This window comes from Actinomycetota bacterium, assembly GCA_014360655.1.
GTDB lineage: Bacteria > Actinomycetota > Geothermincolia > Geothermincolales > RBG-13-55-18 > JACIXC01.
Window position 1 is genome coordinate 1 of sequence record JACIXC010000023.1, and the last position, 25,616, is coordinate 25,616.

Here is a 25,616-nt window from a genome sequence, read left to right on the forward strand (position 1 = left end):
ACGCTGGAGGAAGAAAGGCGGATGCCGTAGTCCCTCTTGAGGATCACCGCTATCTTGTGCTTGGACCAGGCGGGGTGCTCTCTCCTTAAGTCGCAGATGAGCTGGATCGTCTGCCAGGGGATCTCCGAGACCCTTTTCCTTTTCGGGGTGCGGGGGAGGTCCTCCAGTCCCCTGAGCCCCCGTTTCAGGTACCTCTTCAGCCACTTGTAGAAGGTGGTGGGGGAGATGGCGAAGTGGCGGCAGGTCATCCTGGCATTTCCGCAGCTGCGAAAGTGCTCTATCCAGCGCAGCCTCCTTCTGGCCTCCCTGGAGAGGACCTCGCCCATCATTCTCTCCAACTCCCATTGATGGGGAAGCCTGGTGTGGTAGATACTAGTAGTGGTTCCAACTGAACCCTTCATTTGGACACCTCCTTGCTCTGCTTCTTTTTTACACAAAGCAAGTATAGGGGGTGTCCACCATGTTTCTGAACCCGGGCACTCGCCGCGCTTCTTCAACCCTGAAACCGCATGCCGAAGCGATGAAGGAGGATGTTCTACGTTTTTAGAGCCGAAATCCGGCGCGATGCTCTTCGGCATAAACGCTCGCCCCTCCCCCACCGTTAGATCCGCTGCTTTGACAGGACCCCGTCCAATGGGGGTGGCGTTTGATCACTGGGGGTCATGCGCTCGGTCCGATTTCCGTTCTCGCACCCACGCTCGCTTGCCGTTGCCGGCCGGTTACCTCAAGGTCTCCCCCCGCTCGCCGGTAAAAGCCGCATGTCTTCACCCCCGCATCGCATTGTCGTATAACCGTTCACGCGCCCTGAAGCCCCGTAAACCCCCGTAACTGGCCATTTGCCGGATTTTCGCCAAATAATAGCCCGTGCACCGATATGGGAACCGTAAGGAGTGCATACGCCCACCCCATGGCTTCACCGCCGGGCGGGGACGCAGCAAGCGGCTCCCGCGGGTGACGCTTAAGGGGCTCGGGCCCTTGAAAAAACGCGGCGGGCAGAAAGGACTTGCCTGTGGAAAAGGATAACGTGACGTCGCAGCAGATCCGCGCCGGCAGGAATGCGTGAGAGGGAATATGAAAACCGGGGTGCTGATGCGCCTGGGGATCCGCGTTTCGCTCTGCCTTGTCCTGGCACTGGCCGCCTTCGCCACGGGAAGGGGCCAGGCGCTGGCGGACGCGGCTGACCTCATAGAGTATTCCCCCAACCCCATCTACGATCCGGCCGGCCACCGTGCCTATTACCCCAGCGTGATCTACGACCCCGCCGGGTTCTCAGGCCACGGGGCATCCTGTTACTACAAGATGTGGTACGGGGGCTACGGGAGCGAGCCGGGTGCCGCGCACAACGAGGCGGTGACCTATTCCGACGACGGCAAGAGCTGGAGCGCCCCGGTAGAGCTGCAGGGCATCCAATCCGGCGGATATCACGCCAAGGTGGTCTACGTTCCGGAGGGATACGGCGCGGGTCCCTATTATTACAAGATATGGTACTGGACGGGGGTCATGGATTACAGGATAGAAAACATGCGCACCGCGGATTCCGCGGACGGGGTGAACTGGGTCAACGACCAGGCGGTCTCCCAGAACCCGTCCCACCCGCTGGTCACCGGGACCTGGCCGGACTGGAACAGAGGCACTTACGGCCCGGTGTCCGTCCTCTACAACCCCGGCGCCTCCAACAGCGGGGGGAACCCCTTCGACTACTCCTTCACCATGTACTTCGACGGCACCACCGGCGGGGTGCAGGTCATAGGCCTAGCCTACAGCGCCGACGGCAACTACTGGACGCGTTACGGCGATGCCCCCGTTTTGGGGCTGGGGGCGCCGGGGGAATGGGACAGCAACTATGTGACCAGCGGGGAGGTGCTGAGGGACGGCTCCGGACAGTGGCACCTCTGGTATTCGGGGGGAGTATCCGCGGCCCACGAGGGCATCGGCCATGCCGTCTCCGCGGACGGCATCACCTGGACGAAGGACGCCGCGAATCCCATCTTCCACGTCAGCGACGGTGTCCCCTGGCGCAACGTGCGTACCTACACTCCCAGCGTGCTCTACAGCCCGACCGGCTTCGACGGGCACGGCGATGCCGCCAGCTTCAAGATGTGGTTCAACGGCAGGACGAACACCCCAGTGGAAAATTATGCCATCGGCTACGCCTTCTCCCCGTATGCCCAACTGGTCCTGGATAAGACCGCATCTCCCCCGGGGGCGGTAAACCGCGGCTCGGTCATCACCTACACGCTGAGGCTGCGCAACGACGGGTATCTCTCCTCCACGGGAACGGCCATCACGGACGGGCCACCGGGATATACCAGCTACGTTTCAGGCAGCACCACCCTCAACGGAACGCCGGTGCCCGACATAGGCGGCGCCTCGCCCCTGGTCTCCGGCATGGCGGTCAACTCTCCCGGTGAGCCACCCGGCATCATCGCCCCCGGGGAAGAGGCGGTGGCCACCCTCACCGTGCAGGTGGGGGACGACCTTCCCCTGGGGGCCTCCGTGCGCAACGTGGCGCGGGCCACGGCGGACGGCCTGGAGACCGTGGAGGCCTCCTGCGTGAACACCTCCTCCTCGCAGCTCCCCACCACCTGGTATTTCGCGGAGGGGAGCACCCAGCCGGGCTTCGACGAGTACCTGCTCCTGAGCAACATGGAGGGAGACGCGGTGCAGGCGAGCGTGACCTTCCTCAACGAGGGCGGCCGTGAAAGTTCGTTCCCTGTCGAGGTACCCGCCCACAGCCGCGTCACCGTCTACGCGAACTCCCTCGTGCCCGGGGAGAGCGGGGTGGCCGCCATCGTGCAGGGGAACGGCGGCTTCGTATGCGAGCGTGCCCTCTATTACCGGCACCGGGGTATCCTGGGTGGAGACGCGGCCCTGGGGGTTAACGCCCCTTCGCTGGACCTCTTCTTCGCGGAGGGCTTCACGGGCACTCCCGGGAGTCCCTTCGAGGAGTGGATCTGCCTCCTCAATCCCGACACCTCCCCAGCCGAGGTGACCGTTGATTACCTCTTCCCGGGAGGGGCTCACACCTCCCGCACCTACCACGTGCCGGGGCGCCGCCGCGCGAGCATCTCCGTGGACGCGGAGCTCAGCGAGGGGAAGGAGGTCAGCGCCCACCTGCGCAGCGACCGCGCCGTGGTGGCGGAAAGGGCCATGTACTTCCGCTACAACAACGTCTGGGACGGAGGGCATACGGGCAAGGCGGCCACGGGCGCCCGCACCGACTGGTACCTAGCGGAGGGCTACACGGGTTGGGCGGGAAGCCGCTTCGATACCTGGATCCTCGTTTCCAACCAGGAAAGCCGGGAAACCTCGGTGTCGGTCACCTACATGTTCCCGGACGGGAGCACCAGGGAGGTGCGCCACTCCGTGCCCTCCATGGGAAGGCTGACCATCAGCGCGGACAAGGACGTGGGCGAGGAGAAGATGATCAGCGCGCACGTGCACGCTGACCTACCCGTGGTGGTCGAGAGGGCCATGTACTTCGACTACCGGAACACCTGGAGGGGAGGGCATAACAGCTTAGCGGCCGCCGCTCCCGCCCAGGAGTTCTATTTCGCCGAAGGATATACGGGAAACCCCGGCTCGCTCTTCCAGACCTGGCTCCTCATCCAGAACACCGCGGCAGGGAGAAAACCCGTGCGCGTGGAGTACGTCCTGCGGGGAGGGGGGGTCATCCCCCAGGACCTGGTACTGGAGCCCCACTCCCGCAACACCGTCTATGCCAACGATTTCCTTAGAACGCCCTCCCTGGAGTTCTCCATCCGCGTCACCTGCCTGGACGGCAGCCCCTCCATACTGGCCGAGAGGGCCATGTATTTCGATTACGGGGGGCCCATGGGCCGCAGCCAGGGGGGCCACAACATCGTCGGCTACTGAGAACGGGAACGGTCGGGCGCGCACGGAGCCGGGCAGCCGGTGGCGACCGTGAACGGAGTCACATGCTCGTCCGTGCTTTTCGGTTTACGGCTGCAGGGTCATCCCCCCGCCGTTGCCTGCTCGGACTAAAGCTCCAGGGGCTCCCGCATGGCGTCTCCGCGGTAGAGGCGCACCCCCCTATCCGCGATCATGCGCAGGAACTCGTCCGGGGGGTAGCAGGCTTCGGGGGCGGTGACCCCCTTCACCTCCACCCTGCCCCTTCCCAACAGCAGCACCCCCACCGCCGCTGGTATGCCGGTGAGGACGTCCATGTGGGCGGCGGCGCCGTAGGCGATGTGCGTCCAGCGCCCGTCTTTCTTCCCCGTGACGTCCACCCGGCAGGCGGAGCAGGTTTCCGGCGGCTTTCCTATGTTTTCCAGGTAGGGCAGGACGGCGTTGAAGGCGTTGCCCAAGATGTCCTTCTTTCGCACCGTGTCGGTGAGGCGCAATCTGACCAGGAGGTTGCTCAGGCCGACCAGGTAACCCTCCACCAGCCCCCCCTTCAGGGTCACGGTGCGCGCGTTGATGAAGCGCGGCATGGTGATGGGTTCCGGGTGGCCGGCGTGGAAGACGTCGATCTCCCCCACGGGCTCCGGGAAGCGCACCCTCTCCAGCCCAGAACCGGCAGGCACGCGGACGATGCGCCCGTCCATGAAGCTGGGTATCATGCCGGTCACGGCGTGCAGGTAATGCAGGGTCACCGCCTTCCCGGCCGTGTCCGACGCATGGCAACCCCAGGAAATCGCCACCTCGTCCACCTCGTCGAGCTCGTCCGCCGCCTTGCGGGCCAGTACGTTGGTGATGCCGGGGGTCCACCCCACTCCCGTGACCGCCGTGATCCCCGCCTCCCGCGCGGCGCCGTCCAGCGAGAGGGCTTCCTCCGCGGCGTCGTAGTCGTCGCAGATGCTCACGTAGCCGGTCCCCGCCTCGACGCAGGCACGGATCATCTTTGCCTCGTACTTGTAGAAAGGACCCACCGTCCCCAGGGCCACGTCGTAACCGCGCACCTGCTCCACCAGGTCCGCGTGCCGGTTGGCGTCCACCTGCACGGCCCGGCACTTATCCCCCAGCTCCCGGGCCAGCTTCTCCGCTTCCGCCAGGTTGTAGTCGGCGATGACCAGCTCCTCCACCTCCGGCTCCGCCGCCAGGTCCCTCACCGCGGTGCGCCCCATGGCCCCCGCTCCTCCCAGCGCGATCACCTTCATCTTCTCCCTCCTTCACTCGACACGCGGCTTATTCCCGCTACCATCCTTTCCGGCTCTCGTCCCGGCTCCCCTTCCGGTTCCCGCTCCGACTCTCGTCCCGGCTCCCCCTCTGGAATGTTCTCAACGCCCGCCATCTCCCCGGGGTCACGGCATTTCTTGCCTTTTATCCCCGCGTCCCTTCTCTTCCCCAGCCCTACCCCGAACCTCGCCGGTCTCCCGGGCGCAGGCCCTCAAAAAGGTTCTCCAGCACGACATGCAGGCTTTCCCGCAGGTCGAAGTCCTCGTTCTCCAGCCACTCCAGTTCCAGGCCTTCCGTTATCCCCAGGATGATCAGCGCCGCCCTGTCGGGATCGATGCCCGCGATCTCCCCATCCTCAAGGGCCCTTCGGACCATGGCGGAAAGGTGCGTCCGCATCTCCTGGTAATAACTGGTCACCGCCCTCACGTACTCCTGGTTGAAGATGTAGTGCCTGTCGGCGCGGAATTTCCACAGCAGCCGGCAGTGTTCCTTCTCCTGCGCGTAAAGGTCGGCTGCCGCATCCACGAGCCTGCGCATCTTCTCGTGGAAGGGTCCCTCCCTGCCTTGCTCTTCCCTTATCAGCGCGAGAAAGGCGTCGAGCATGTCCTCGACCAGGGCGAAGGCCAGTTCCTCCTTTGACCTCCAATACCAATATATGGTACCCTTTCCGAGCCCTGCCTCCTCGGCGATGTCCGCTATGGTGGTATGGTGAAAGCCACGCCGCGAAAAGAGCCTGAGAGCCGCCTGTTTTATCTGTTTTTCCCGTTCCCCCTTAAGCGGGTTTTCCCGCCTTGCCACGGCGATCCCCCTCTCCCCGACCGTGCCGGAGCCTGGGTGGCCGGCGCCTTCCGTCGCGTGGTATTTATCGACCGACCATCCGGTCGATATAATCGGATTGTACACGGCGCCGGTTCCGCCGTCAAGGGAGCGTGTTTTTTTCAACCCTGACAGCGCCGACATGAAGGCGCAGCGTCCTGGCTTGCGGGCTTATCCCGGAGGGCGAGCATGTCCCCTTTTCGGCAGCTCCCGCCGCCGATCCTCCCCTGGAAGGGGACCACTCCACGCGAAGGATGCCCGGCGCTCCCGTTCTCAGCAGCTCCCGCCGCCGATCCTCCCCTGGAAGAGGAAATAGTAGGCCCCCTCCACCACCAGGCGCACTCCCTCCGGCGCCTGCACCTCGGCGCTGACTCCCTGCCCGGACAGGAGGTCGTTCTCCTTCACCGTGAAGCGGGAATGCGGCCCCACGCGATAGTCCCGCACCACAACGCTCCCGCCCTCGCCGTAGAGAGTGATCCTGACGGTCACCTCCACGTCCTCCAGGTTATCGACCAGGAGCCAGCTCTCGAACCCGGGGCCGGTATATCCCTCGGCGAGATACCACCGGGAGTCGGGTGCCGCCGCGCCGGCGGCCACATGCCCGCCGTCGACACTTCCCATGCTCCCCGTGTAGCGGAAGTACATCGCCCGCTCCGCTACCACCCCCGGGGCGGCTGCGGAGACGGAGGTGGACACCTCGGTCTCCTCCAGCCCGGGTATCTCGTCCACGTGGAGGGTGGCCCGGGAGCGGGGCTGCAGGGTGGCCTCGCGGCGGATGATGCATCCGTCGCGGCGATGGAAGGATACGTCGGCCGTCACCGTTACGCCGGAGGGATTGGAGAGGAGTAACCACTGGTCGAATTCGCCACCGGTATATCCCTCGGCGAAGTACCAACCCTGCGAGGTTGCCGCCGCCCCCGCTGCCACCGAACCTCCCTTCCTGCCCCGGCTATCGAAGTACATGGCCCTTTCGGCCACCACGGGCACGTCGCTCTGGAGGGAAGTGGAGAACTCCACGCCGGGCACCACGTCGTTCAACCTCATGGTGCGGCGGGTACGGGGAGGGACAGCGATCTCCAGTACCTTCACGTCCCGGGGCAGGAGTAGCTCCACGCGCACCCGAGCCTCCCGGTATTCCGGGTTGAGCATCACGAGGTAGGTGTCGAAGCCGGGGTCGGTGTAGCCCTCGGCGAAGTACCATTGCCGGGAGGCGCGCGAGGCTGCGCAGGTGTGGCCGTCCCTTATGCCGCGGTAATCGAAGTACATGGAACGCTGCACGCGGACGGGTGAGCCCGGGGGCAGGGATATCCTGGCGGCCACGTCTCCCGGCGGCACCAGCTCGTTCACGTGGAAGGTGATGCGCGCGTGAGAGGGGATCACCGTGCCCCGGGAATAGAGGGGTCCCTGCGGCCCGAAGAGGTCCAACCGCATCTCGCATGCATCATCCGCCGGGTTCACCGCGGCTATGTAGGTATCGAAACCGGGTCCCGTGTAACCTTCGGCCAGGTACCAGCCTTCCCCGGACGTTCCGTCGCCCCCTCCGGCGCCCGTGTCCCCTCCGCTCACCCCCAATGCCCCGTCCACCTGGAGCAGGCCCCACCCGGTAGCATCGTCGCGGCCCGGCGCCCCCAGGTCGCGAGCGCCGGAAAGAAGCCTCCCCTCCACCTCTTGCGGCGTGAGCGGTCCACGCGCGGAGAGCAGGAGCGCCGCGGCGCCGGAAACCTGCGGCGACGCCGCCGACGTGCCGCTCATGGAAACATATCCTCCCCCAGGTTGAATGGAAAAGACGGAGACGCCGGGCGCCACGATGTCCAGGCCATCCCCCCGGTTGGAGAAGGAAGCCGGGAGGTCGTTGCGGTCGCTGGCCCCCACGCCGATCACCCCGGAGCAGGCCGCGGGATAGTCAAGCTTGTTCGCGGCCTCGTTCCCCGCCGCGGCCACCGGCAGCGCGCCCCGGGAACGCGCGTGGTCCACAGCCTCCTGCAGGGCACGCGAAAAGTTCGCCCCTCCCAGGCTGAGGTTGATGACCACGGCCCCGTGGTCGGCGGCGTACCGGATACCGGCCGCCACGTCGCTGTAGTAACCCTGCCCGTTCTCGTCCAGGACCCTCACGGGAAGAATCCGTACCCGCCAGGCCACGCCGGCCACGCCCACGCCGTTGTCGCCTGCCGCAGCCACGATCCCCGCCACCCATGTCCCATGCCCGTTCTCGTCGTACGGGTCATCGTCATCGTCGACGAAATCATGGCCGGGAAGGACCCTTCCCGCGAGCTCCGGGTGGGAAGGATCCACGCCCGTGTCCACGACCGCCACCGTTACTCCCGCGTCGCCCCGGCTCACATCCCATGCCCTCTCGGCTCCTATGCGGGGAAGGTGCCACTGCCGCGCATAATAGGGGTCGCCGGATGCGACATCCACGCTCACCACCGCGTCTTCCTCCACGTAACGCACGCCAGGAAGGGATTCCAGGGCCTCCTTCGCCCGGGAGAAGGAAACGCCCGGCGGGAGCTCGACCGACTGCAAACCAGGCGCCTTCCAGCGGCCTCCGGCCGTTTCCTCGGCCAGGCCGGGGCAGTCCCGCAACGCCTTCACGGCCGTCCCCCGCGCGGTGATAAGCGAGTAGAGTGCCTGCGCGGAGACACCTTCCTCCCAGGCCACGAGCACCCGCCCCGCTTCCCGCTCACCCTCACCTTCCAATCCCTGCTCTTGTGATGCGCCCGCAGACATGGAAAAAGCCGGGAACACGAAAAGGGCGGGAACAAGAACGGCCATGGCAGACGTCAACCTTAAGAAAGCCCTAATGCCCTTCCTGATCCCCTTCCTGGCGGCCATGAGCATCCCTCCTGTCTCTCTTATTGGCTCGTGCGAGATGGTTTGGGATGACATCGCTCTCCGGCGGGATTTATGCGTTACCAACGGCTGACGGCACCGTTAAAGCCGCCGCTCGGTCCGGCACCGGAACCCTTCCTTGGATCTCCCGGCCATCAACTGTTTTTGAGAAAGGAATGCGGCGCCGAGCGAGACCGTTACCCGGCGGCCCGGCCGCCGGAAGAAGGATGGGGAAAGGTCAGGGGAGGGGCGAAGGCCCCTCCCCTGGTCATACTCAAATGCTTGAGGCGAGCCGCGACCCGTTCAGCCCAGGAGATGCCGGGCTATCACCACGCGCTGCACCTGGTTGGTGCCCTCGTAGATCTGGGTGATCTTGGCGTCGCGCATCATGCGCTCCAGCGGGTACTCGACCATGTACCCATAGCCGCCCAGCACCTGCACCGCGTCCACGGTCACCTTCATGGCCACGTCGCTGGCGAAGCACTTGGCCATGGCCGAGACCGCCGAGGCCTCGCGTCCCGCCCTCTCCACCAGGGCGGCGGAATAATAGACCAGCTGGCGCGCCGCCTCGATCTGCATGGCCATGTCGGCGAGCATGAACTGTATGCCTTGCAGGCGTGCTATGGGGCCGCCGAACTGCACCCGCTCCTTGGCGTAGGAGACCGCGTGGTCGAGGGCTCCCTGGGCTATCCCCACCGCCTGGGCCCCTATGGTGGGACGGGTGCGGTCCAGGGTCATCATGGCTATCTTGAAGCCCTCGCCCTCCTTGCCCAGCAGGTTCTCCGCCGGCACCTCCATGTCGGTGAAGACGAGCTCGGTTGTCTGGGAACCGCGGATGCCCATCTTGTGCTCGATCTTGCCCACCTCGAAGCCCGGGAAGTCCTTCTCCACGATGAAGGCGGAGATGCCCTTGACGCCGGAACTCTCGTCCGTCTTGGCGAAGATGGAATAGGTGTCGGCGATGCCCCCGTTGGTGATGAAGCATTTCTGGCCGTTGATCACGTAGACATCGCCCTTGCGTACCGCGCGGGTGGACATGGCGGCCGCGTCCGAGCCGGCGCCGGGCTCGGTGAGCCCGAAGGCGCACTGCTTCTCCCCGCGGGCCAGGGGAGGGATATACTTCCTCAGCTGCTCCTCGTTACCCGCCAGCATGATGGGGGTGGAGCCCAGCTTGTTGACGCCGAGGATGAGGCTGGTGTTGGTGCACACCCGCGCCAGCTCCTCGATGGCGATGCAGACGCTCAAGAGGTCGGCACCCGCACCGTCGTATTCCTCCGGGAAGCAGAGGGCCAGGAGGTCATTGTCCCGCAGCAGCTCGAACATGTCCCAGGGATACTCCCCCTTGGCGTCTATCTCCGCCGCGCGCGGCTCGACCTTTTCCTTGGCCAGCTGACGAACCGTCTGCTGCAACATTTTCTGTTCTTCGGTCAGCTCGTACATGGCATTTCCTCCTCTTTCAAGAAACCGCCTCTCCAAGTTTCGACGTCCGCATCATCCCGCATTATATAACAATCTTCCCTTTGCCATCGCCCCGTTGCGCGTTCCCGCGGCGCCATGCGGGCCGCCGCGGGCGCTCCCCGTAGATCCGCGGCATCTACAGCCCCAGCTCGCGGGAGATGACCATCCTCTGTACCTCCGAGGTGCCCTCCCCTATCTCCAGCACCTTGGCGTCGCGGAAGTAGCGGGACACGGGGTACTCCTCCATGAACCCGTAGCCCCCGAAGATGCGCACCGCGGTGCCCGCGACGCGGTTGCACATCTCCGAGGCGTAGAGCTTGGCCATGGACGCCTCCTTGCCGTGGGGCAACCCGGCATCGCGCATGGCCGCCGCCTTGTAGGTGATGTTGCGGGCCAGCTCGATCTCCATGGCCATGTCCGCCAACATGAACTGCACGGCCTGGAATCTTCCTATTGGCTGGCCGAACTGCACCCTCTCCTTCGCGTAGCGGAGGGACTCCTCGAACGCCCCCTGCGCCGTGCCCACCGCCAGGGCGGCCAGGGCAACGCGTCCGCCGTCCAGGCAATCCAGGAACTGCCTGAATCCTTCTCCCCGCCTGCCTATCAGGTTTTTCTCGGGAACGCGGCAATCCACGAAGTTGAGCTCGCGCGTGTCGGAGGCGTGCCAGCCCATCTTCCTGTACCTGGGAGCGATGTTGTATCCCGGGGTCCCACGGGGGATGAAGATATTGGATATCTCTTTCCTTCCGTTGGGCCGTATCCCGGTGACCGCCGTGATGGTGACCACGCCGCTCATCTCCGTGCCCGGGTTGGTGATGAAACACTTGGTGCCGTTTATCACCCACTCCCCGCTTTCGAGCCGCGCGGTCGTCCTGGTGTTGCCGGCATCGGAACCGGCCTCGGGCTCGGTCAGCCCGAAGGCCGCGAGCATCTCGCCCTTCGCCAGGGGGACCAGCCACTCCCGTTTCTGCTCCTCCGTTCCGTAATAATAGAAAGGCGCGGAGCCGAGGGAGATGTGCGCCTCCACGGTGATCGCGCAGGAACCGTCCACGCGGGCCAGTTCCTCCACCGCCACGGCATAGGCGAGGTAATCGCCTCCCGCCCCCCCGTATTCCTCCGGCCACGGTATGCCCAGCAGGCCGAGCTCGCCCATCTTGCGTACGATGTCATATGGGAATTCGCCTGTTTCCCAGAGGTGGTCTACGTGGGGACGTATCTCCCGTTCGGCGAAGTCCCTCACCGTGCCGCGGAACAGCTTCTTCTCCTCGTCCAGGTCGAACAGCAACTCCCTCACCTGCCTCATCACGAACTCCCTGCCTCATCTCATGCGCAGGTCCGCCTCAGTCCTTTCCGGGAAGTGACCGGACCCCGTGCGGGGCACTTCCCTTTCCGGCGCACGTATCACAAGGACGACGACGCCACCACAGGATTATATATTAAGTGATACTTGTTATTCAAAGCAGCGAAGGGCCGCGAAACGCCCCGCCGTCCCCTCCCCGCATCCCAAGCCCGACGAGCCCGGGTGACCACGGGGTCGGCTGCCGCGAGGTCTCATCTCCCGGTTCACCGGCCCACGGGAAGGGCGCGCGGCGCCGGGCGAGCGCGTTAACCCGGTGCCCGGCCTTCCTCGCCTTCCAGCCAGGCGCCGCGCAGGGCCACCCCCAGGAGGCGCGGGTCGTCGTTGATGCCTTTCTCGCAGGGCACGAAACAGCCGCTCTTCACGTGCAGGGTTATGGAGAGGGGGAAGCGGCGGTTGCCGCGACGGGGCAAGCGCAGCCGGTGCGGCTTAAAATCCCTCTCCTCGATGCGTATGCTCCCCAGCCGCCTGCACCCGGCCCGGACCTCCACCTCCACGGGCTCGTAGCGGGGATTGGGGTGAAAGGTGCCCGCTTCCAGTACCAGCCATCCCGCGTCCGCGGCAGGGGGCAACAGGATGCGCGCGCGCGGCCCTGACCAGCGGAAGGGGACCTCCTCGCAGCTCGGCGGGTACCACCCCGGTCCCCAGCAGCCCTCCTCCCCCGCCCGCGCCGCCTCGGGCAGGCGCCGCATGCCCATGCGCCCGAGCAGGTATTGCAAGCGGTCGGGCGCCGCCGGGCGCACGGGCCTCCCGGCCATGAAAGCCCGTGCTCCTTCCAAGGCGCCGCGCGGCAGGGCGAGAGCGAGCTGCGAGGCGTAGAGCAGGGAGGCGCGCGCCAGGCCCCCGGGGAGGGCGGCCCTGCCTTCCTGCGCGAGGGCGGCGCGCACGTGGAGGGAAGCCTCCTCGCCCACCCTGACCTCCATCACGCGGAACCCTTCCCTCATCAGAACCGCCAGCCACGACCAGAGGGGATAGGCGCCCTCGTGCGCTCCCCTCCTCTCTTCCTCCGTCCTCCTGCGCAAGGGGAGGTAGAGGGGCTCGTTGGCGGCCAGGAGGAGCCCCCCGGGCCTGAGCACCCTCGCCGCTTCGCGCAGCAACGCCGGTAGGTCGGGGGAATGGTGCAGGGTGGCCGTGGCCACGACCGCGTCGAAGGCGGCGTCCCGGAAGGGAAGGCGGTGCATGTCGCAGAGCACCCGTTCGAAGCGCACGCCCTCTTCATGGTAATACCTGCCACATGCAAGCCCCATGACCGGGTCGTCCAGTATATCCACCGCCACCACGCAGGCCCCCTCGCGCGCCAGGTGGGCGGAGAGCCAGCACCTCCCGGCGCCCAGCTCGATCACCCGCTTGCCATTCCAGTCGATGCTTGCGCAGAGGGAAAAGGCTTCCCGCCCGTGGCGGCGCCAGGTCTCACGCTCCTTTCCTTCCCCTTCCCCTTCCAGCATGGGCAGCGCGAGGACGGACCTCCTGGCCTTCTCCCTCTCCTCTTCCGTCGTCGGCAGGGGAGGCATGAGGGACTCCCAGGCCCCTCTCTCCCGGCGCGCCTCCGGCGAGAGGTCCGCCAGGAAGTCGAGCATGCCGTCCCTCAACGGGTAAGCGCGGCCGCAACCGGAGCAGGTGAACATCGCCGCCTCTTCCCCCGCTCCCGCGGGAGCGGCCTGGACGCGGCGCAGGTCCTCCGCGCCGCATGACGTGCATCTCAAGAGGGAAGCTATCTCTTCGTCCATCCTCGAACACCGGGGGCGCTACCCCGACCCGCCACGCCTTTCCATGCTCAAGCGGCGGACGCACCACGCCTTTCCATACTCGAACACCGGTGCGCAACCGCGACCCGCCACGCCGCAGTAAAAGAGGGGAGGGCTTCCCCTCCCCTCGCCTCCATCTTCATCATGCTGGCTCGAACCACATGAGGAGCATGGGATGAGACACCTTCTCCGTGGCGTAGGCCACCTTCACCGGCATGCCCACCCTCACCTTCTCCAGTTCACCGTAATTTCGCAACTGGTGGGTGAAGAGGGTGTCCGCGCCGTCCAGCTTGACCATGGCCAGGATGTAAGGAGTTTCCACCTTCATGAAGGCCGGGACGAAATAGGAGACGGAAAAACTCTCGAGTGTCCCCGTTCCCGGCAATTCCTTCCAGGCGGTGACGTGTAGGCAGTCGGGACACAAAGGCCGCGGGATGGCCCAGACCTTGCCGCAGTTGCCGCACTCCGTGGCCAGGAACCTTCCGTTGGCGAGCTCGATGAAGAACTTGGAATACTTCCCGAGGACGTGGCGGTAGCTGAACTCCATCTTCAGCTCCACGCGCATTATCTCGCGAAAGTCCTTCCAGGGATCGCCCTGCGGATGGTCGAAGGGCATGGGGTCCTCGGCGGTGAAGACCTCCAGCAGGTTTTCCACGAGTTCGAGACCCATCCTCAGTCCCTCCTTTCGAAGATGTTGACCACGCAGAAGGTGCCGGTTCCGCCGTGGGAATCCATGCCCCCCCGCCTGGCGTTCAGCTCCACCTGTCGCCTGGGGTGAGCCTCCTGGCGCAGTTGACGCAGGATCTCCACGCCCTGCGCGATGCCCGTGGCCCCCACGGGATGCCCGAAGCCGATGAGGCCTCCCGAGGTGTTGGTGGGCAGCTCGCCGCCCAGGTCGAAGACACCCCTTTCCGCCAGGGCCCCGCTCTCCCCCTCCTTGCAGAAACCGAGGTCCTCGTAGCTCACCAGCTCCACCCCGGAATAGGCATCGTGCACCTCGAAGCAGTCAAAGTCCTCGCGGGGATTCTTCACCCCCGCCATCCGGTAAGCCTGCTCCGCCGCCATCCGCTTGCCCCGGAAGTGGGTTATGCCCGGATAGGGGAAGGGACGGTCCGCCATGCGCATGAAATCCGTTCCGCACCCCGTTCCCGTCATCTCTATGGTCGGCTTCTTCTCCCATGTCGCGCAGTGTTTCTTCGCCCACTCCTCGGTGGCGAATATGAGACAAGCCGCCCCGTCGGAGAGCAGGCAGTTGTCCAGCAGCTTGTAGGGGTAGGTGATCATGCGGGACTTCATCACGTCCTCGACGGTGATGTCCATGGGGTAGTGCGCCTTGGGGTTGTACATGGCGTTGCGGTGGTTCTTCACGCTCACCAGCGCGAACTGTTCCTCTTTTGTGCCATATTTTTCCATATGGGCCACCATCATCATGGCGTAGTAGGCGATGTAGAACCCCGCCACCTGCACCTCCCAGTCGGTGTCCGAGGCCAGGGCGATGAACTGCTGGGCCACGTCCGAGGGCACGTGCCTTCCCATGTTCTCGGCACCGAAGACGATCATGGAGTCACAGAGGCCTGACATGATGTAGGCGTAGGCGTTGCGGATGGCCAGCCCTCCCGTGGCGCCGCCCCCCTCCACGCGCACGTTGGGCTTGGGGCACATGCCTATGTTGTCGTGGAAGATGGCGCCGCCCTTCAGCTGCTTGTCGAAGTGGTCGCTGAAATAGCTGGTGGTGCTGTGCTCGATGTCCTCGATCCTCACTCCCGCGTCGTCGAGGGCTTCCAGGACCGCCTCGTTTATCCAGTCCCGCATGTTGCCGTCCGTTCTTTCGGCGGCGAACTTGGAGATGCCCCCTCCCAGCACGAATACCCTGCGTTTCCTGTCCAGTACCTCCATAGGATTCCCTCCTCTGCCAGTTGCTCGCACGACTGCTCTTACAGGGGCATGTGCCTGTATACGCTCATGCCGCGGCGTGCCCTCGTCAGGGCATGTGCGGCCGCGCGTACTCGAAATAGGCCCGGGCTATCTCGCGCAGCTTCGCCTCGTTCTCCTCCGGCAGCTCCTTGGTCACCTTCGCCGGAACCCCTACGACCATGGAGCGCGGAGGGACGCTCATGCCCTGCGGCACCACCGCTCCCGCCGCCACCACGCTGCCGTGTCCCACCACCGCGCCGTCCAGGACGACCGCGTTCATGCCTATGACGCAGTTGTCCTCGACGGTGGCCCCGTGCAGGATGGAGCCGTGGCCGCAGGTCACGTAGCTTCCCACCGTCACCGGACCGTGCAGCACGCAGCAGTCCTGGATGCTGGAATAATCTCCCACGACGATCTCTCCCCGGTCGGCGCGCAGCACGGCGTTGTACCAGATGCTGGCATGGGAACCCACGCGAACGTCGCCTATGAGTTGCGCGCCCTCAGCCAGGAAGGCGTCGGGAGATACGTGCGGCGTCTTATCATGGTAAGGGATCAGCATCTCCTTTTACCTCCCCACGTATTCCTACCGCTATCCCTACGGAATTCCCGGTCCCCCGCCCCGCGCACGGGACGCGAGCCGCCGGGGAGTCTTCATGCCGGAAAACGACAAGGTATTATAACATCGCGCGGAGCTTTTATGAACCTAGGCACCTGAGCACCTGGGCACTAGGCACCCGGGCACCTGGCGCCTCCCTCGCAGCGCCCGCGCGTAGCCCGCCGCGCGCCGCGACATCGCGCCTCTTTCCTCAAGAAAAGGTGTTGCGGGGACGATAAAAGCAACGGAATCGACGGCCCCGGGAAGAGGCCTGGCGGCGCTTCCCGACATGAAACCGGAAACGGTGCTCGTGACTTGGAGGGGAGGAACGGTGTCGAGAAAACTCTACTGTCCCCGCTGTTCCACCTACGGGGAGGAGGGCGCCGAGTTCTGCACCGGCTGCGGCAGCAAGCTGGTCCCCCGCATGCGCATAGTGATCATGCCCTTCGTGGAGAGCGAACAGGATCCGGAATCACTGGGCGAATACCGCGAAATGGTGGAAAGGGACGGAGCGCTGGACACGTCCCTGGCCATCGGCTGCCAGATCTACATGCAGAGCGACATGGAGAAATACCGCCTCATATCCAGCCAGCGCGAATCCTATTTCAAGCAGGCGGAACGCATGCTGCCGCAGTTGGTCAAGGAATGCCTTGACCCCCTTGCCTTCTACGAGATACCCGACCCTGAGGAAGTGGCGCGCGTGAGCGAGCAGGCGGCCGATATGCCCACGGAGCTCTTCGTGATCATACAGAGCCATTACGACCCAGAGTACCTCTTTCTTCCCGAGATAAACTACTTCTTCTTCCGCTACCCGCGCCTGCACAGCTCGGGAACGGGCGTGGACGCGGGCTTCGGCTTCGTGCAGCTCAGCGCCTTCCTCCTCGACAACCGCGAGAACCGTATCGTGGGCCGGGGGTCCGGAGAGGGCCTGGAACCCTTCGACACCGCGGGGGCCTTCCTGGACGAGAACTTCTCCATCTCCCCCCAGGGGCAGATGGAGGTCATGCGCCGCGCGGGATCCCGCGCCGTGCAGTCGCTCCTCAAGGCCATGAAGATGATAAAGTGAAGCTCGCGGGGCGAGGCCTTGCCGCCCGGCAAAGAGCCGGCCGGCATGGCGGTGCCGCTGCCGGTCGCATAACGGTAACCCGTATGACGGGAGTGCCCGGGCGGAGGATGGGCCCTAATCCCCGCTCCTGAACCCCCGTGCCTGACCTCCCTGCCTAGAGTTTCTTCAGGGGCGCATACTGCAGCAGCAGCAGTTTCTCCCCCACGCCCGGGAAATTGACGGTGACCTCCGGACCACCCCTGCCGCGGGAAAGCGCGATGATCATGCCCTCCCCCCACACGTCGTGCATGACCCGGTCGCCCACGCGGTAGGAGGCGGCAAGGGCATCCGCCGCGATGCCCGCGCCCTCTCCCACAGCGCCCCTTCCCGCCTCCCAAGGGGCCATGGAAACCACTTCCAGGTACCTGGAAGGTATGTCCCGCAGGAAGCGCGAGGGCGGGCTCACCTTTACGTCCCCGTAGAGGGAGCGCGAGGCCGCCCCCGTGAGGTAGAGGAGGTCCTTGGCCCTGGTCACCCCCACATAGAAGAGGCGCCGCTCCTCCTCCATGCTCTCCTCGCTGCCCATGCAGCGGAGGTGGGGGAAGACGCCGTCCTCCATGCCCACTATGAAGACCACCGGGAATTCCAGCCCCTTCGCGTTGTGCAGGGTCATGAGGGTCACCGCCCCCTCTTCCTCGTCGTAGAGGTCTATCTCCGCCACCAGGGAAGTCCGCTCCAGGAAGGCGTCCAGCCCTTCCCCGGGATGGGCGGCGAAGAACTCCGCGGCGGCGCCGAGCAGCTCCTCCAGGTTCTCCAGGCGCCCCTCGGCCTCGAAGGTCTTCTCCGCCCGCAGCGCCTCCAGGTACCCGCTCTTCTCCAACACCTCGCGCAAAAACCCGGGGACATCCATCTCCTCCCTGCGCGCCGCCAGCCCCCGCATGAGCTCGACGAAGCTCGCCACCCGGGAGCGCGCGGCGGTCCCCAGGCCGGGAACCTCCTCCGCACGCTGCATGGCCTCCCACAGGGAAAGGCCTTCTCTCCTCGCATGATCTTCCAGGTGGGCGAGGGTGGTGTCTCCGATGCCGCGGCGCGGCTCGTTGACGATGCGGCGCAGGCTGACCGCGTCGTGGGGGTTGAGGAGGAACTTGAGGTAGGCGATGGCGTCCTTCACCTCCTTGCGCTCGTAGAACTTGAAACCGCCCACGATCTTGTAGGGGATGCCGAAACGCAGGAAGACCTCCTCGAAGGGCCGCGACTGGGCATTGGTGCGGTAGAATACGGCGATGTCGCGGTGGTGGTAACCCCTCTCCTCGAGGAGGCGGTTGATCTCCAGCGCGACGTAGGCCGTCTCCTCCATCCCCGACGGCGCGAAGAGGTACCTTATGGGCTCCCCCTCCTCCCGCTCCGTCCACAGCCTCTTCTCCTTGCGGCCCGCGATGCGGGACACCACGTGGTTGGCCGCCTCCAGGATGACGCGGGTGGAGCGGTAGTTCCTCTCCAGCCGCACCACCCTGGCATCCGGGAAGTCGCGCTCGAACTCGAGGATGTTGCGCAGGTCTGCGCCGCGCCAGGAATAGATGCCCTGGTCGTCGTCGCCCACCACGCAGAGGTTGCGGTGCCCCCCGGCGAGCAACCTCACCAAGCGGTACTGCGCCGGGTTGGTGTCCTGGTACTCGTCCACGTTTATGTACGAGAACCTCTCCTGGTAATGGCCGAGCACGGCGGGGAAGAGCTCGAAAACGGCTATGGTATTGAGGAGAAGGTCGTCGAAGTCCATGGCGTTGTTGCGCAGCAACTGCTCCTGGTAGGACCTGTAAACGGAGGAGACCACCTCGCCGAGGTCGTCGTGCACCCTCTCCCGGTACGCGTCCGCGTCCACCATGTCTATCTTCGCCTGCTCGATGAGAGAGCGGACGAGGCGCGGCGGGAAGCGCTTGACGTCCATGTCGTGGTCGCGCATCACCCGGTTCACCATGCGCAGCTGGTCCTCGTCGTCGTAGATGACGAAGTTGCTGCCGTATCCCAACCTCTCGGCCTCGCGTCTCAGGATGCGCGCGCAGGCGGAGTGAAAGGTGGAGATCCAGATGGAGGCGGCGCGCGGCCCCACCAGCCGGTGTATCCTGCCGCGCATCTCCTCCGCCGCCTTGTTGGTGAAGGTTATGGCGAGGATGCGGCCGGGGTCCACGCCGCGCAAGGCGGTGAGGAGGGCTACCCGGTAGGTGAGCACGCGCGTCTTCCCGCTCCCCGCGCCCGCCAGGATGAGCAGGGGACCGTCGAAGCACAAAGCGGCCTCGCGCTGCTCGGGGTTCAACCCCTCGAGGATCTCCTCTTCCCTTCCCTTCATGACGCTTTTCCGCTCCCGTCCCGTTTCTCCGCACGTCCGGCGGTGAACAACCTCCTATCCGCGCGCCCAACACGGCCCGCCACGGGGCCCGCCATGCATTCCGTCACGCCTGACCATGATCCACCGTCTATCATTGCCGTGCGTCCGCCACCATCCGCCTTTGGACGCTCCCCGTGTTCCCAATGTGAATCCATCACGGTCCTTCGCGGAACATCACGGTCAACCACGGGGTCCCTCATGGATATATTACAGGGAAATGACACTGGCAGCGTTGCGAGAAGGCTCCCGGCTTCTTCCGCCCTGGAAGCGGCCGTAAAAGTACCCCTCTTCGGCACACCGATCTCACTGTCACCCGTTCAGATCACTGCCCCGGTGCCCCTCCGGTATGACACCCAATGACACCCAACACGTGGGGGGTTGCGCAAGAGCCCGCCTTTTGGCAATATGTATACACAGAGTTAACATTATGGATGCCGCGCCTGCGGGTGGCAGTCGGGCAGACGTAAGGACCCGCCGCCGCTTCCCAGGCCGGCTTCATGGCCCGGTATTCCACGGACGATGCCGGGACTGCAGCAAGGCAGGAGGATGGATATCGCGAAGGGGGTAGCCATGAGAAACGTGAACGTGATCGGCGTTGGCATGACCAAGTTCACCTCGCCCAAGGCACAGCGGCCGTACACCGAGATGGCCAGGGAGGCCACGCTCGACGCCCTCAAGGACGCGGGCGTCACCTACGATGAGATCGAGCACGCGTACACGGGGTGGGTCTACGCCGACTCCTGCGCCGGGCAGATGGTCCTCTACGATATGGGCATGACGGGGATACCCATCTTCAACGTGAACAACAACTGCGCCACCGGGTCGAACGCCCTCTTCCTGGCCCGCCAGGCCGTGGGCACCGGCGTGGTGGAATGCGCCCTCGCGCTGGGCTTCGAGCAGATGTCCCCCGGCGCCCTGGGGGTGGTCTTCAGCGACCGCCCCATACCCATGTTCAAGTTCTTCGAGAAACTGTGGTCCTTCGTGCCGGTAATACCCGGTGCGGCTCCCACCGCCCAGCTCTTCGGGGGGGCGGGCCTCGAGTACCAGCAGAAATACGGCGCCAAGGACGAGACCTTCGCCAAGATCTCCGTCAAGGCGCGCCGGCACGCCAAGTACAACGAGAGGGCCATCTTCCGGGACCAGTTGACGGTGGAGGAGGTCCTAGCCTCCCCCATGCAGGCCCCTCCCCTCACCCGCCTGCAGTGCTGCCCGCCCACCTGCGGGGCGGCCGCGGCGGTGGTCTGCTCCGACGAGTTCGCCGCCAAGCACGGGATAAAGAACCCGGTGCGCATCGTGGCCCAGTCGATGATGACGGATTTCCCGAGCACCTTCGAGGACAGCCCCATGCGCATCGTGGGCTACGACCTCACGAAGAACGCCGCCAGGGCCGTTTACGAGGAGGCGGGCATAGGCCCCGAGGACATCGACGTGATCGAACTCCACGACTGCTTCACCTCCAACGAGCTCATCTCGTACGAGGCCCTGGGCCTCACCCCGGAGGGCACGGCGGAGAAGTTCATCGAGGACGGCGACAACACATACGGGGGCAAGTACGTGATAAACCCGTCTGGAGGCCTGCTCTCCAAGGGACATCCCCTTGGGGCCACCGGGTTGGCGCAGTGCGCCGAGCTGGTATGGCAGCTGCGCGGCGAGGCGGGCGTCCGCCAGGTGGAGGGCGCCAGGGTCGGCCTGCAACACAACATCGGCCTCGGCGGATGCGTGGTCGTGACCATGTACAGCAGGAACTGACCGGTCCCCGGCAACGCCATGTACCGGGAACCTGCCGGTTTCCGGATTCCGCGGCACCTGCCCCGCCTTCACCGGGACATGCGCATGGCGCCTTGAAGGTTTGGCGGGGTTCCGGCGCGTGACCGCGCACGCAGGCGGATGGGCGGCGAAATCCCCCGGCAGGGAGGAATCCCCCCGGCAGGGAGAGGGATAAGGCCACCCCGCTCTCGCCTCCGCATGCACCACGCGCGGAGTCGCGAGGGGACGGCTTTTCGCAAACGTTGTTATAATACATGCGAATACTCGCGGGGCGTCCACCCTTGCGGAAACCTGACGGAAGAAAGAAGGCGACTTTCCCGCGAAGGCGCGAATGGGGGCGGCTTTGAACGTCTTCGGCGACTTGCTCAAGACCTACGCGGAAAGCAATCCTCGGGGGGAAGCCGTCGTTTACGGCGGCAGGAGGATCACCTGGGAGCGCCTGAACGAGCGCGTGAACCGCCTGGCAAACTCCCTGCGCGAGCTCGGTATAGGAAAGGGGGACAAGGGGGCCCTCATGTTCCACAACTGCCCCGAGTTCGTGGAAAGCGCCTGCGCGCTGCAGAAGATCGGGGCGGTACCCTCCCCTCTCAACTATCGCTTCGTGAGCAAGGAGATAGCCTTCCAGGTGGACCACTCGGACGCCGCGGTGCTGCTCTGCGAGGAGGCCTGGCTTGACGAGGTGAAGGCGGCCATGCCCGGCATGCCCAAGGTGCGCCATTACGTCGTGGCGGGAGCGGCGCCGGAGGGGATGCTGCGCTACGAGGACCTGGTGGAGAGAGGCTCCCCGCGCGAACCCGGCGTCGAGGTGGGCCCGGACGACGTGGCCACCCTCATCTACACCGGGGGCACCACCGGCCTTCCCAAGGGAGTGGTCACCACATACCGCCACTACATGGAACACCTGGATGGGCTCCTGGCGGGCTTGCTGGTAAACCTTCCCAACATCCGGATACCCAACCTTGTCCTCCCGGTGCGCGGAGGCAGGCTCCTGGGAAAGATGCTGGGCAGCGGCGCGTGCGGCGCCATCATGCGCTACCCGCCGGTGAAGCGCCTCTTGAGCGAGCGCGCCCCCGGGGCGGTGACGCGTTTCGTCAAGCGCAGGAGGGGCCGTTTGCCCATCACCCTCAAGTTCCTCTGCGTCCCTCCCCTCTTCCACATGGCCTCCTTCGGTGGCATCATGGAGAGCCTCTGGGTACAGACGGGGCTCTTCACCCTCGTCTTCACCGAGAACCCGCGCTTCGACGCCGTGGAGGTGCTCGAGATCATCGCACGCGAGAAACCCTCCTGCATGTGGATGGTCCCCACCATGTGGCAGAAGCTCCTGGCGGTCGAGAACCTGGGCGAGTACGACCTCAGTAGCCTCATGCTGCTCATCACAGGTGCGGGGGTCTGCCCGGCGAAGCTCAAGGCGGAGATCCTGCGGAACTTCCGCCACGCGCTCCTGCTGGACGCCTTCGGCCAGACGGAGATGACCCCCGTTGCCACCATCAGGATAGACAGCGACGCGGAACACCTGCGCGACCGCAGCGTGGGCCGTTCCCTTCCCGGCCTCGAGGTGCGAGTGGTCGACGAGGAGGGCAAGGACGTGAGGACCGGGGAGATCGGCGAGATCATCTACCGCAGCCCCTGGATAATGGAGGGTTACTACAAGGAGCCCGAGAAGACCCGCGAGGTGATAAGGGACGGCTGGTTCTACAGCGGGGACCTCGGCTACCGGGACGAGAACGGCGAGATAAAGGTCGTGGAGCGGAAAAAGGAGGTCATCTCCACGGGCGGCGAGAAGATATTCCCACACGAGGTGGAGGAGATCCTCGAGGAACACCCCAAGGTGGAACGCGCCTGCCTGGTCGGCCTTCCCGACGAGACCTACGGCCAGATACCCTGCGCCGTAATACAGCTTAAAGGGGGGGAGAGCGCCACCCCGCAGGAGATCCTCGAGTGGTGCCGGGGAAGGATGGCCGGCTACAAGCGACCGAAAGTCGTCGATTTCGTGGAGCAACTGCCCCTCAACCCCGTGGGCAAGGTGCTGCGCGCGGCGGTCAAGGAGAAGGTCCTGGAGGAACGCCGGGAGGAGCGACTGGAGGAACGCCGGGAGGAGCGACTGGAGGAACGCCGGGAGGAGCGGGGCACAGGGGAGCAGTGAGGGGAGCGGGAGCGGCTCCCGGGCCCGGCGATGCCGGCGATTGCGGAAGTCGAGAAGCGGCAAGGAGGAAGCCTGGAAGCGGTAAGGAGGTTGTGACATGGATTTCGGCTTCAACGAGAGTCAGAGGATGTTCCGCGACAGCCTGAGGGAATTCCTGGAAAAGGAGATAGAACCCCTGGTCGAGCCGCAGGAGAAGAAAGGCCCCATGAACAGGGAGGAGGCATTGGACCTGATGCGGCGCTTCAAGAAGGTGGGCATCGGGTTCGACCTGGAGAGCCTCAAGGACCTGGGCTCGGATCCCATCACCATAGGGATCATGGTGGAGGAGATGTTCCGCGTGTGGCCCAGCGCCGCCGCCCTTGTCGCCCTCTCCTTCCCCGCGGGGCTGGTTATCCTGGGTTCCGAGGACATGCGCAAGCGCTGGATGGGGCGCGTTGAGAAAAACGAGGTCATCGGCTGTTACGCCATCACGGAGCCGGAGGCGGGGTCCGACAACCGGGCCATGCGCACCACGGCCGTGCTCGACGGCGACTCCTACGTGGTCAACGGCACCAAGACCTGGATCAGCAACGCCCCCGTCGCCGACCTGTGCCTCCTGGTGGCAAACGACCAGAACGGCGAGAGGGTCTTCCTGCTGGTGGAAAAGGAGGTTTCGCCCTTCGAGTGCAGCGACCTGCACAAGCTGGGCTGGAGGGCCGCACCCACCGGCGAGGTCTACTTCGACAACTGCCGGGTCCCCAGGGAGAACAACCTGATGACCATGATCGCCAGCACCATGGGCAACGCGGAACGCGTCCGCGAGCTGGGCGGCGACCCGGCAAAGGTCTCCGACATGCAGTCCTCCCGCTTTATCAGCAACGCGCTGAGCATGGGCATGGAGAACATCATCTTCGCTTTCCTGCGCAGCGGCATGGCCCTCTCCGCGGCCGGCATCTCGCAGGCGGCGCTCGACGCCTCCCTGAAATACGCCAAGGAAAGGGTGCAGTTCGGGAGGCCCATAGGGAAATTCCAGCTCATCCAGGAGATGCTTTACAACATGACGGCTCTCACGGAGACCTCGCGCCTGCTCGGCTACAAGGCCCTCTGGGCCGCGATAACGGGGGACCCCCAGGCGCGCATGTACTCGTCCCTGGCCAAGGGGTATGCCTGTGATGCGGCGGTGAAGGTGGCCTACGACGCCATACAGATCCACGGGGGCGTGGGGCTTTCGGACGAATACCCGCTGGAGCGTTATTTCCGGGACGCCAGGATGCTCACCATACCCGACGGGACCAGCGAGATCCAGAAGCTCATCGTGGGGCGCGAGCTCCTGGGCAAGGGTTTCGCCGCCTACGCCTAGGCAAGGCGGGTTCCCTGAAGCATGCGGCGGCATACCTTGACATGGCTCCGGACACGGCGAAGGATACCTTGGGGGTGACTCGGTGATGGCGCAGATGGCGGAGAAATCGCTGGTGGGACTCCTGAAAGCATCCCCGTCGCTCCTCCGCATGGAGGAGACGCGGGGGTTCGGAAAAACGCTCTACAGGCAGTTGGGCGGGGGCGGTAACCTGCTCCGCCTCGTGGGTCACGCCCTACGCGGGGGCGAGGGTCCGGTCGCGAACCTGAAGTACCTGGCCCGCAACAAGATGGGAAAGATCATGCCCAACGTCATTGCGGGCATGTGGACCACCCTCGGAGGACGCGAGGCGGTGGTGGACGGAGACAAACGCTACGACTTCGGCAGCCTGAGGGAGCGCGTCTTCCGGCTGGCCAACGCCCTGCATGAAATGGGGGTGCGCCCCAAGGAAGCGGTGGCGGTGATGCTCTACAACTCCGCGGAGTTCCTGGAGGCTTTCTGGGCATGCTCCTTCACGGGAGCGCCCATGCCCTTCGTGAACTGGCACCTGCGCGGCGAGGAGCTGCGCGTCGCCATCAACCTGAGAAAGCCCAGGGTGCTCATCTTCGACGCGGAGTTCCTCGACGAGGTCCTCGCCATCAGGGAGGGCTTGCCCAGCGTGGAGCACTACGTCATGGTGGGCGGGGAAGCGCCTCCCGAGGGCATCCTGGATTACGAGGAGCTGCTGCGCCGGCATCCCGACAGACAGCCCGAAAGCGATTTCATCGTCGCCCTCAACCCCTATACCGGGGGGACGACGGGCATCCCCAAGAGCTCCAATTTCTTCGACAGTTTCGGCTACCTGCTCTCCGACATAGCCGAGCCCCCGCGCACGGATTTCGCCACCTTTCTCAAGTACAGCATAAAGGCTTTCAGCTTCCTTTACTGGTACGGGGGCAGCGAGATATTCGACCCGGTACACCACAACATCCGCAGCCTCATCGTCACCCCCATGTACCACGCCGGCACCATCGTCGCCTGGGCCCCCTGGATGCTCCTTGGCGCCACCGCGGTGATCATGCGCCGCTTCGAGGCGGAGGAGTTCCTGCG

At 65.2% G+C, this 25,616-nt stretch carries 18 protein-coding genes; 7 read left to right on the forward strand and 11 right to left on the reverse strand.

Features of this window, described 5'->3' with window-relative positions; translation table 11 throughout:
• Positions 1-401, reverse strand: a 401-nt coding sequence (locus H5T73_12180) for a helix-turn-helix domain containing protein (GenBank protein ID MBC7248517.1), incomplete at its 3' end; no start/stop codon positions are given.
• Positions 402-1,071: 670 nt separating this feature from the next.
• Here H5T73_12180 and H5T73_12185 point away from each other — a divergent pair.
• Positions 1,072-3,876: a DUF11 domain-containing protein gene (locus tag H5T73_12185; protein ID MBC7248518.1), complete on the forward strand. Its 2,805-nt coding sequence runs from the start codon at positions 1,072-1,074 to the stop codon at positions 3,874-3,876.
• 125 nt (positions 3,877-4,001) lie between these two features.
• Here H5T73_12185 and H5T73_12190 read toward each other — a convergent pair whose 3' ends face one another.
• The 3 genes from H5T73_12190 to H5T73_12200 form a co-directional block, all read right to left on the reverse strand.
• Complete coding sequence (locus H5T73_12190; GenBank protein ID MBC7248519.1) at positions 4,002-5,120, reverse strand: saccharopine dehydrogenase NADP-binding domain-containing protein; 1,119 nt, start codon at positions 5,118-5,120, stop codon at positions 4,002-4,004.
• A gap of 193 nt (positions 5,121-5,313) precedes the next feature.
• Complete coding sequence (locus H5T73_12195) at positions 5,314-5,937, reverse strand: TetR/AcrR family transcriptional regulator (GenBank protein ID MBC7248520.1); 624 nt, start codon at positions 5,935-5,937, stop codon at positions 5,314-5,316.
• 291 nt (positions 5,938-6,228) lie between these two features.
• Entirely contained in the window at positions 6,229-8,652 is a 2,424-nt protein-coding gene (locus H5T73_12200) for a S8 family serine peptidase (GenBank protein MBC7248521.1), read from the reverse strand.
• Between the two features lie 73 nt (positions 8,653-8,725).
• Here H5T73_12200 and H5T73_12205 point away from each other — a divergent pair, with 73 nt between their 5' ends.
• Positions 8,726-8,878, forward strand: coding sequence for a hypothetical protein (locus H5T73_12205; GenBank protein MBC7248522.1), 153 nt, complete (start codon positions 8,726-8,728; stop codon positions 8,876-8,878).
• Positions 8,879-9,087: 209 nt separating this feature from the next.
• Here H5T73_12205 and H5T73_12210 read toward each other — a convergent pair whose 3' ends face one another.
• The 6 genes from H5T73_12210 to H5T73_12235 form a co-directional block, all read right to left on the reverse strand.
• Positions 9,088-10,224, reverse strand: a complete 1,137-nt coding sequence (locus tag H5T73_12210; GenBank protein ID MBC7248523.1) for an acyl-CoA dehydrogenase — start codon at positions 10,222-10,224, stop codon at positions 9,088-9,090.
• Positions 10,225-10,378: 154 nt separating this feature from the next.
• Entirely contained in the window at positions 10,379-11,545 is a 1,167-nt protein-coding gene (locus H5T73_12215) for an acyl-CoA dehydrogenase family protein (protein MBC7248524.1), read from the reverse strand.
• A 302-nt stretch (positions 11,546-11,847) separates the two neighbouring features.
• Positions 11,848-13,326: a class I SAM-dependent methyltransferase gene (locus H5T73_12220; protein MBC7248525.1), complete on the reverse strand. Its 1,479-nt coding sequence runs from the start codon at positions 13,324-13,326 to the stop codon at positions 11,848-11,850.
• Between the two features lie 160 nt (positions 13,327-13,486).
• Positions 13,487-14,014 carry a Zn-ribbon domain-containing OB-fold protein gene (locus H5T73_12225; GenBank protein MBC7248526.1) on the reverse strand — a complete coding sequence of 176 codons (528 nt, stop codon included), beginning with the start codon at positions 14,012-14,014 and terminating at the stop codon, positions 13,487-13,489.
• 2 nt (positions 14,015-14,016) lie between these two features.
• The gene (locus H5T73_12230; GenBank protein ID MBC7248527.1) at positions 14,017-15,240 is read right to left on the reverse strand and encodes a thiolase domain-containing protein; all 1,224 of its coding nucleotides are present in this window, start codon (positions 15,238-15,240) and stop codon (positions 14,017-14,019) included.
• An 85-nt stretch (positions 15,241-15,325) separates the two neighbouring features.
• Positions 15,326-15,817 (reverse strand): gamma carbonic anhydrase family protein, encoded by a 492-nt coding sequence (locus H5T73_12235; GenBank protein MBC7248528.1) that lies wholly within the window; start codon positions 15,815-15,817, stop codon positions 15,326-15,328.
• Positions 15,818-16,184: 367 nt separating this feature from the next.
• Here H5T73_12235 and H5T73_12240 point away from each other — a divergent pair, with 367 nt between their 5' ends.
• A complete protein-coding gene (locus H5T73_12240; GenBank protein MBC7248529.1) occupies positions 16,185-16,919 on the forward strand; it encodes a zinc ribbon domain-containing protein in 735 nt (244 codons plus the stop codon).
• Between the two features lie 154 nt (positions 16,920-17,073).
• Here H5T73_12240 and pcrA read toward each other — a convergent pair whose 3' ends face one another.
• Positions 17,074-19,242 carry a DNA helicase PcrA gene (gene pcrA, locus H5T73_12245; protein ID MBC7248530.1) on the reverse strand — a complete coding sequence of 723 codons (2,169 nt, stop codon included), beginning with the start codon at positions 19,240-19,242 and terminating at the stop codon, positions 17,074-17,076.
• A gap of 609 nt (positions 19,243-19,851) precedes the next feature.
• On the opposite strand from pcrA, the gene H5T73_12250 reads away from it, so the two are divergent.
• From H5T73_12250 to H5T73_12265, 4 genes are all read left to right on the forward strand, one after another.
• A complete protein-coding gene (locus tag H5T73_12250; protein ID MBC7248531.1) occupies positions 19,852-21,030 on the forward strand; it encodes a lipid-transfer protein in 1,179 nt (392 codons plus the stop codon).
• Positions 21,031-21,379: 349 nt separating this feature from the next.
• Complete coding sequence (locus tag H5T73_12255) at positions 21,380-23,191, forward strand: AMP-binding protein (GenBank protein ID MBC7248532.1); 1,812 nt, start codon at positions 21,380-21,382, stop codon at positions 23,189-23,191.
• A 97-nt stretch (positions 23,192-23,288) separates the two neighbouring features.
• The gene (locus H5T73_12260) at positions 23,289-24,530 is read left to right on the forward strand and encodes an acyl-CoA dehydrogenase family protein (protein ID MBC7248533.1); all 1,242 of its coding nucleotides are present in this window, start codon (positions 23,289-23,291) and stop codon (positions 24,528-24,530) included.
• Between the two features lie 85 nt (positions 24,531-24,615).
• The coding region (locus tag H5T73_12265; protein ID MBC7248534.1) for an AMP-binding protein at positions 24,616-25,616 on the forward strand (1,001 nt) is incomplete at its 3' end.

Excerpts from the sequence above, each read along its gene's own strand:
- H5T73_12185 (MBC7248518.1), top strand. The coding sequence starts at position 1,072 with ATGAAAACCGGGGTGCTGATGCGCCTGGGGATCCGCGTTTCGCTCTGC.
- H5T73_12190 (MBC7248519.1), bottom strand. The coding sequence starts at position 5,120 with ATGAAGGTGATCGCGCTGGGAGGAGCGGGGGCCATGGGGCGCACCGCG.
- H5T73_12205 (MBC7248522.1), top strand. The coding sequence starts at position 8,726 with ATGGCAGACGTCAACCTTAAGAAAGCCCTAATGCCCTTCCTGATCCCC.
- H5T73_12210 (MBC7248523.1), bottom strand. The coding sequence starts at position 10,224 with ATGTACGAGCTGACCGAAGAACAGAAAATGTTGCAGCAGACGGTTCGT.
- H5T73_12215 (MBC7248524.1), bottom strand. The coding sequence starts at position 11,545 with ATGAGGCAGGTGAGGGAGTTGCTGTTCGACCTGGACGAGGAGAAGAAG.
- H5T73_12220 (MBC7248525.1), bottom strand. The coding sequence starts at position 13,326 with ATGGACGAAGAGATAGCTTCCCTCTTGAGATGCACGTCATGCGGCGCG.
- H5T73_12225 (MBC7248526.1), bottom strand. The coding sequence starts at position 14,014 with ATGGGTCTCGAACTCGTGGAAAACCTGCTGGAGGTCTTCACCGCCGAG.
- H5T73_12230 (MBC7248527.1), bottom strand. The coding sequence starts at position 15,240 with ATGGAGGTACTGGACAGGAAACGCAGGGTATTCGTGCTGGGAGGGGGC.
- H5T73_12235 (MBC7248528.1), bottom strand. The coding sequence starts at position 15,817 with ATGCTGATCCCTTACCATGATAAGACGCCGCACGTATCTCCCGACGCC.
- pcrA (MBC7248530.1), bottom strand. The coding sequence starts at position 19,242 with ATGAAGGGAAGGGAAGAGGAGATCCTCGAGGGGTTGAACCCCGAGCAG.
- H5T73_12250 (MBC7248531.1), top strand. The coding sequence starts at position 19,852 with ATGAGAAACGTGAACGTGATCGGCGTTGGCATGACCAAGTTCACCTCG.
- H5T73_12255 (MBC7248532.1), top strand. The coding sequence starts at position 21,380 with ATGGGGGCGGCTTTGAACGTCTTCGGCGACTTGCTCAAGACCTACGCG.
- H5T73_12260 (MBC7248533.1), top strand. The coding sequence starts at position 23,289 with ATGGATTTCGGCTTCAACGAGAGTCAGAGGATGTTCCGCGACAGCCTG.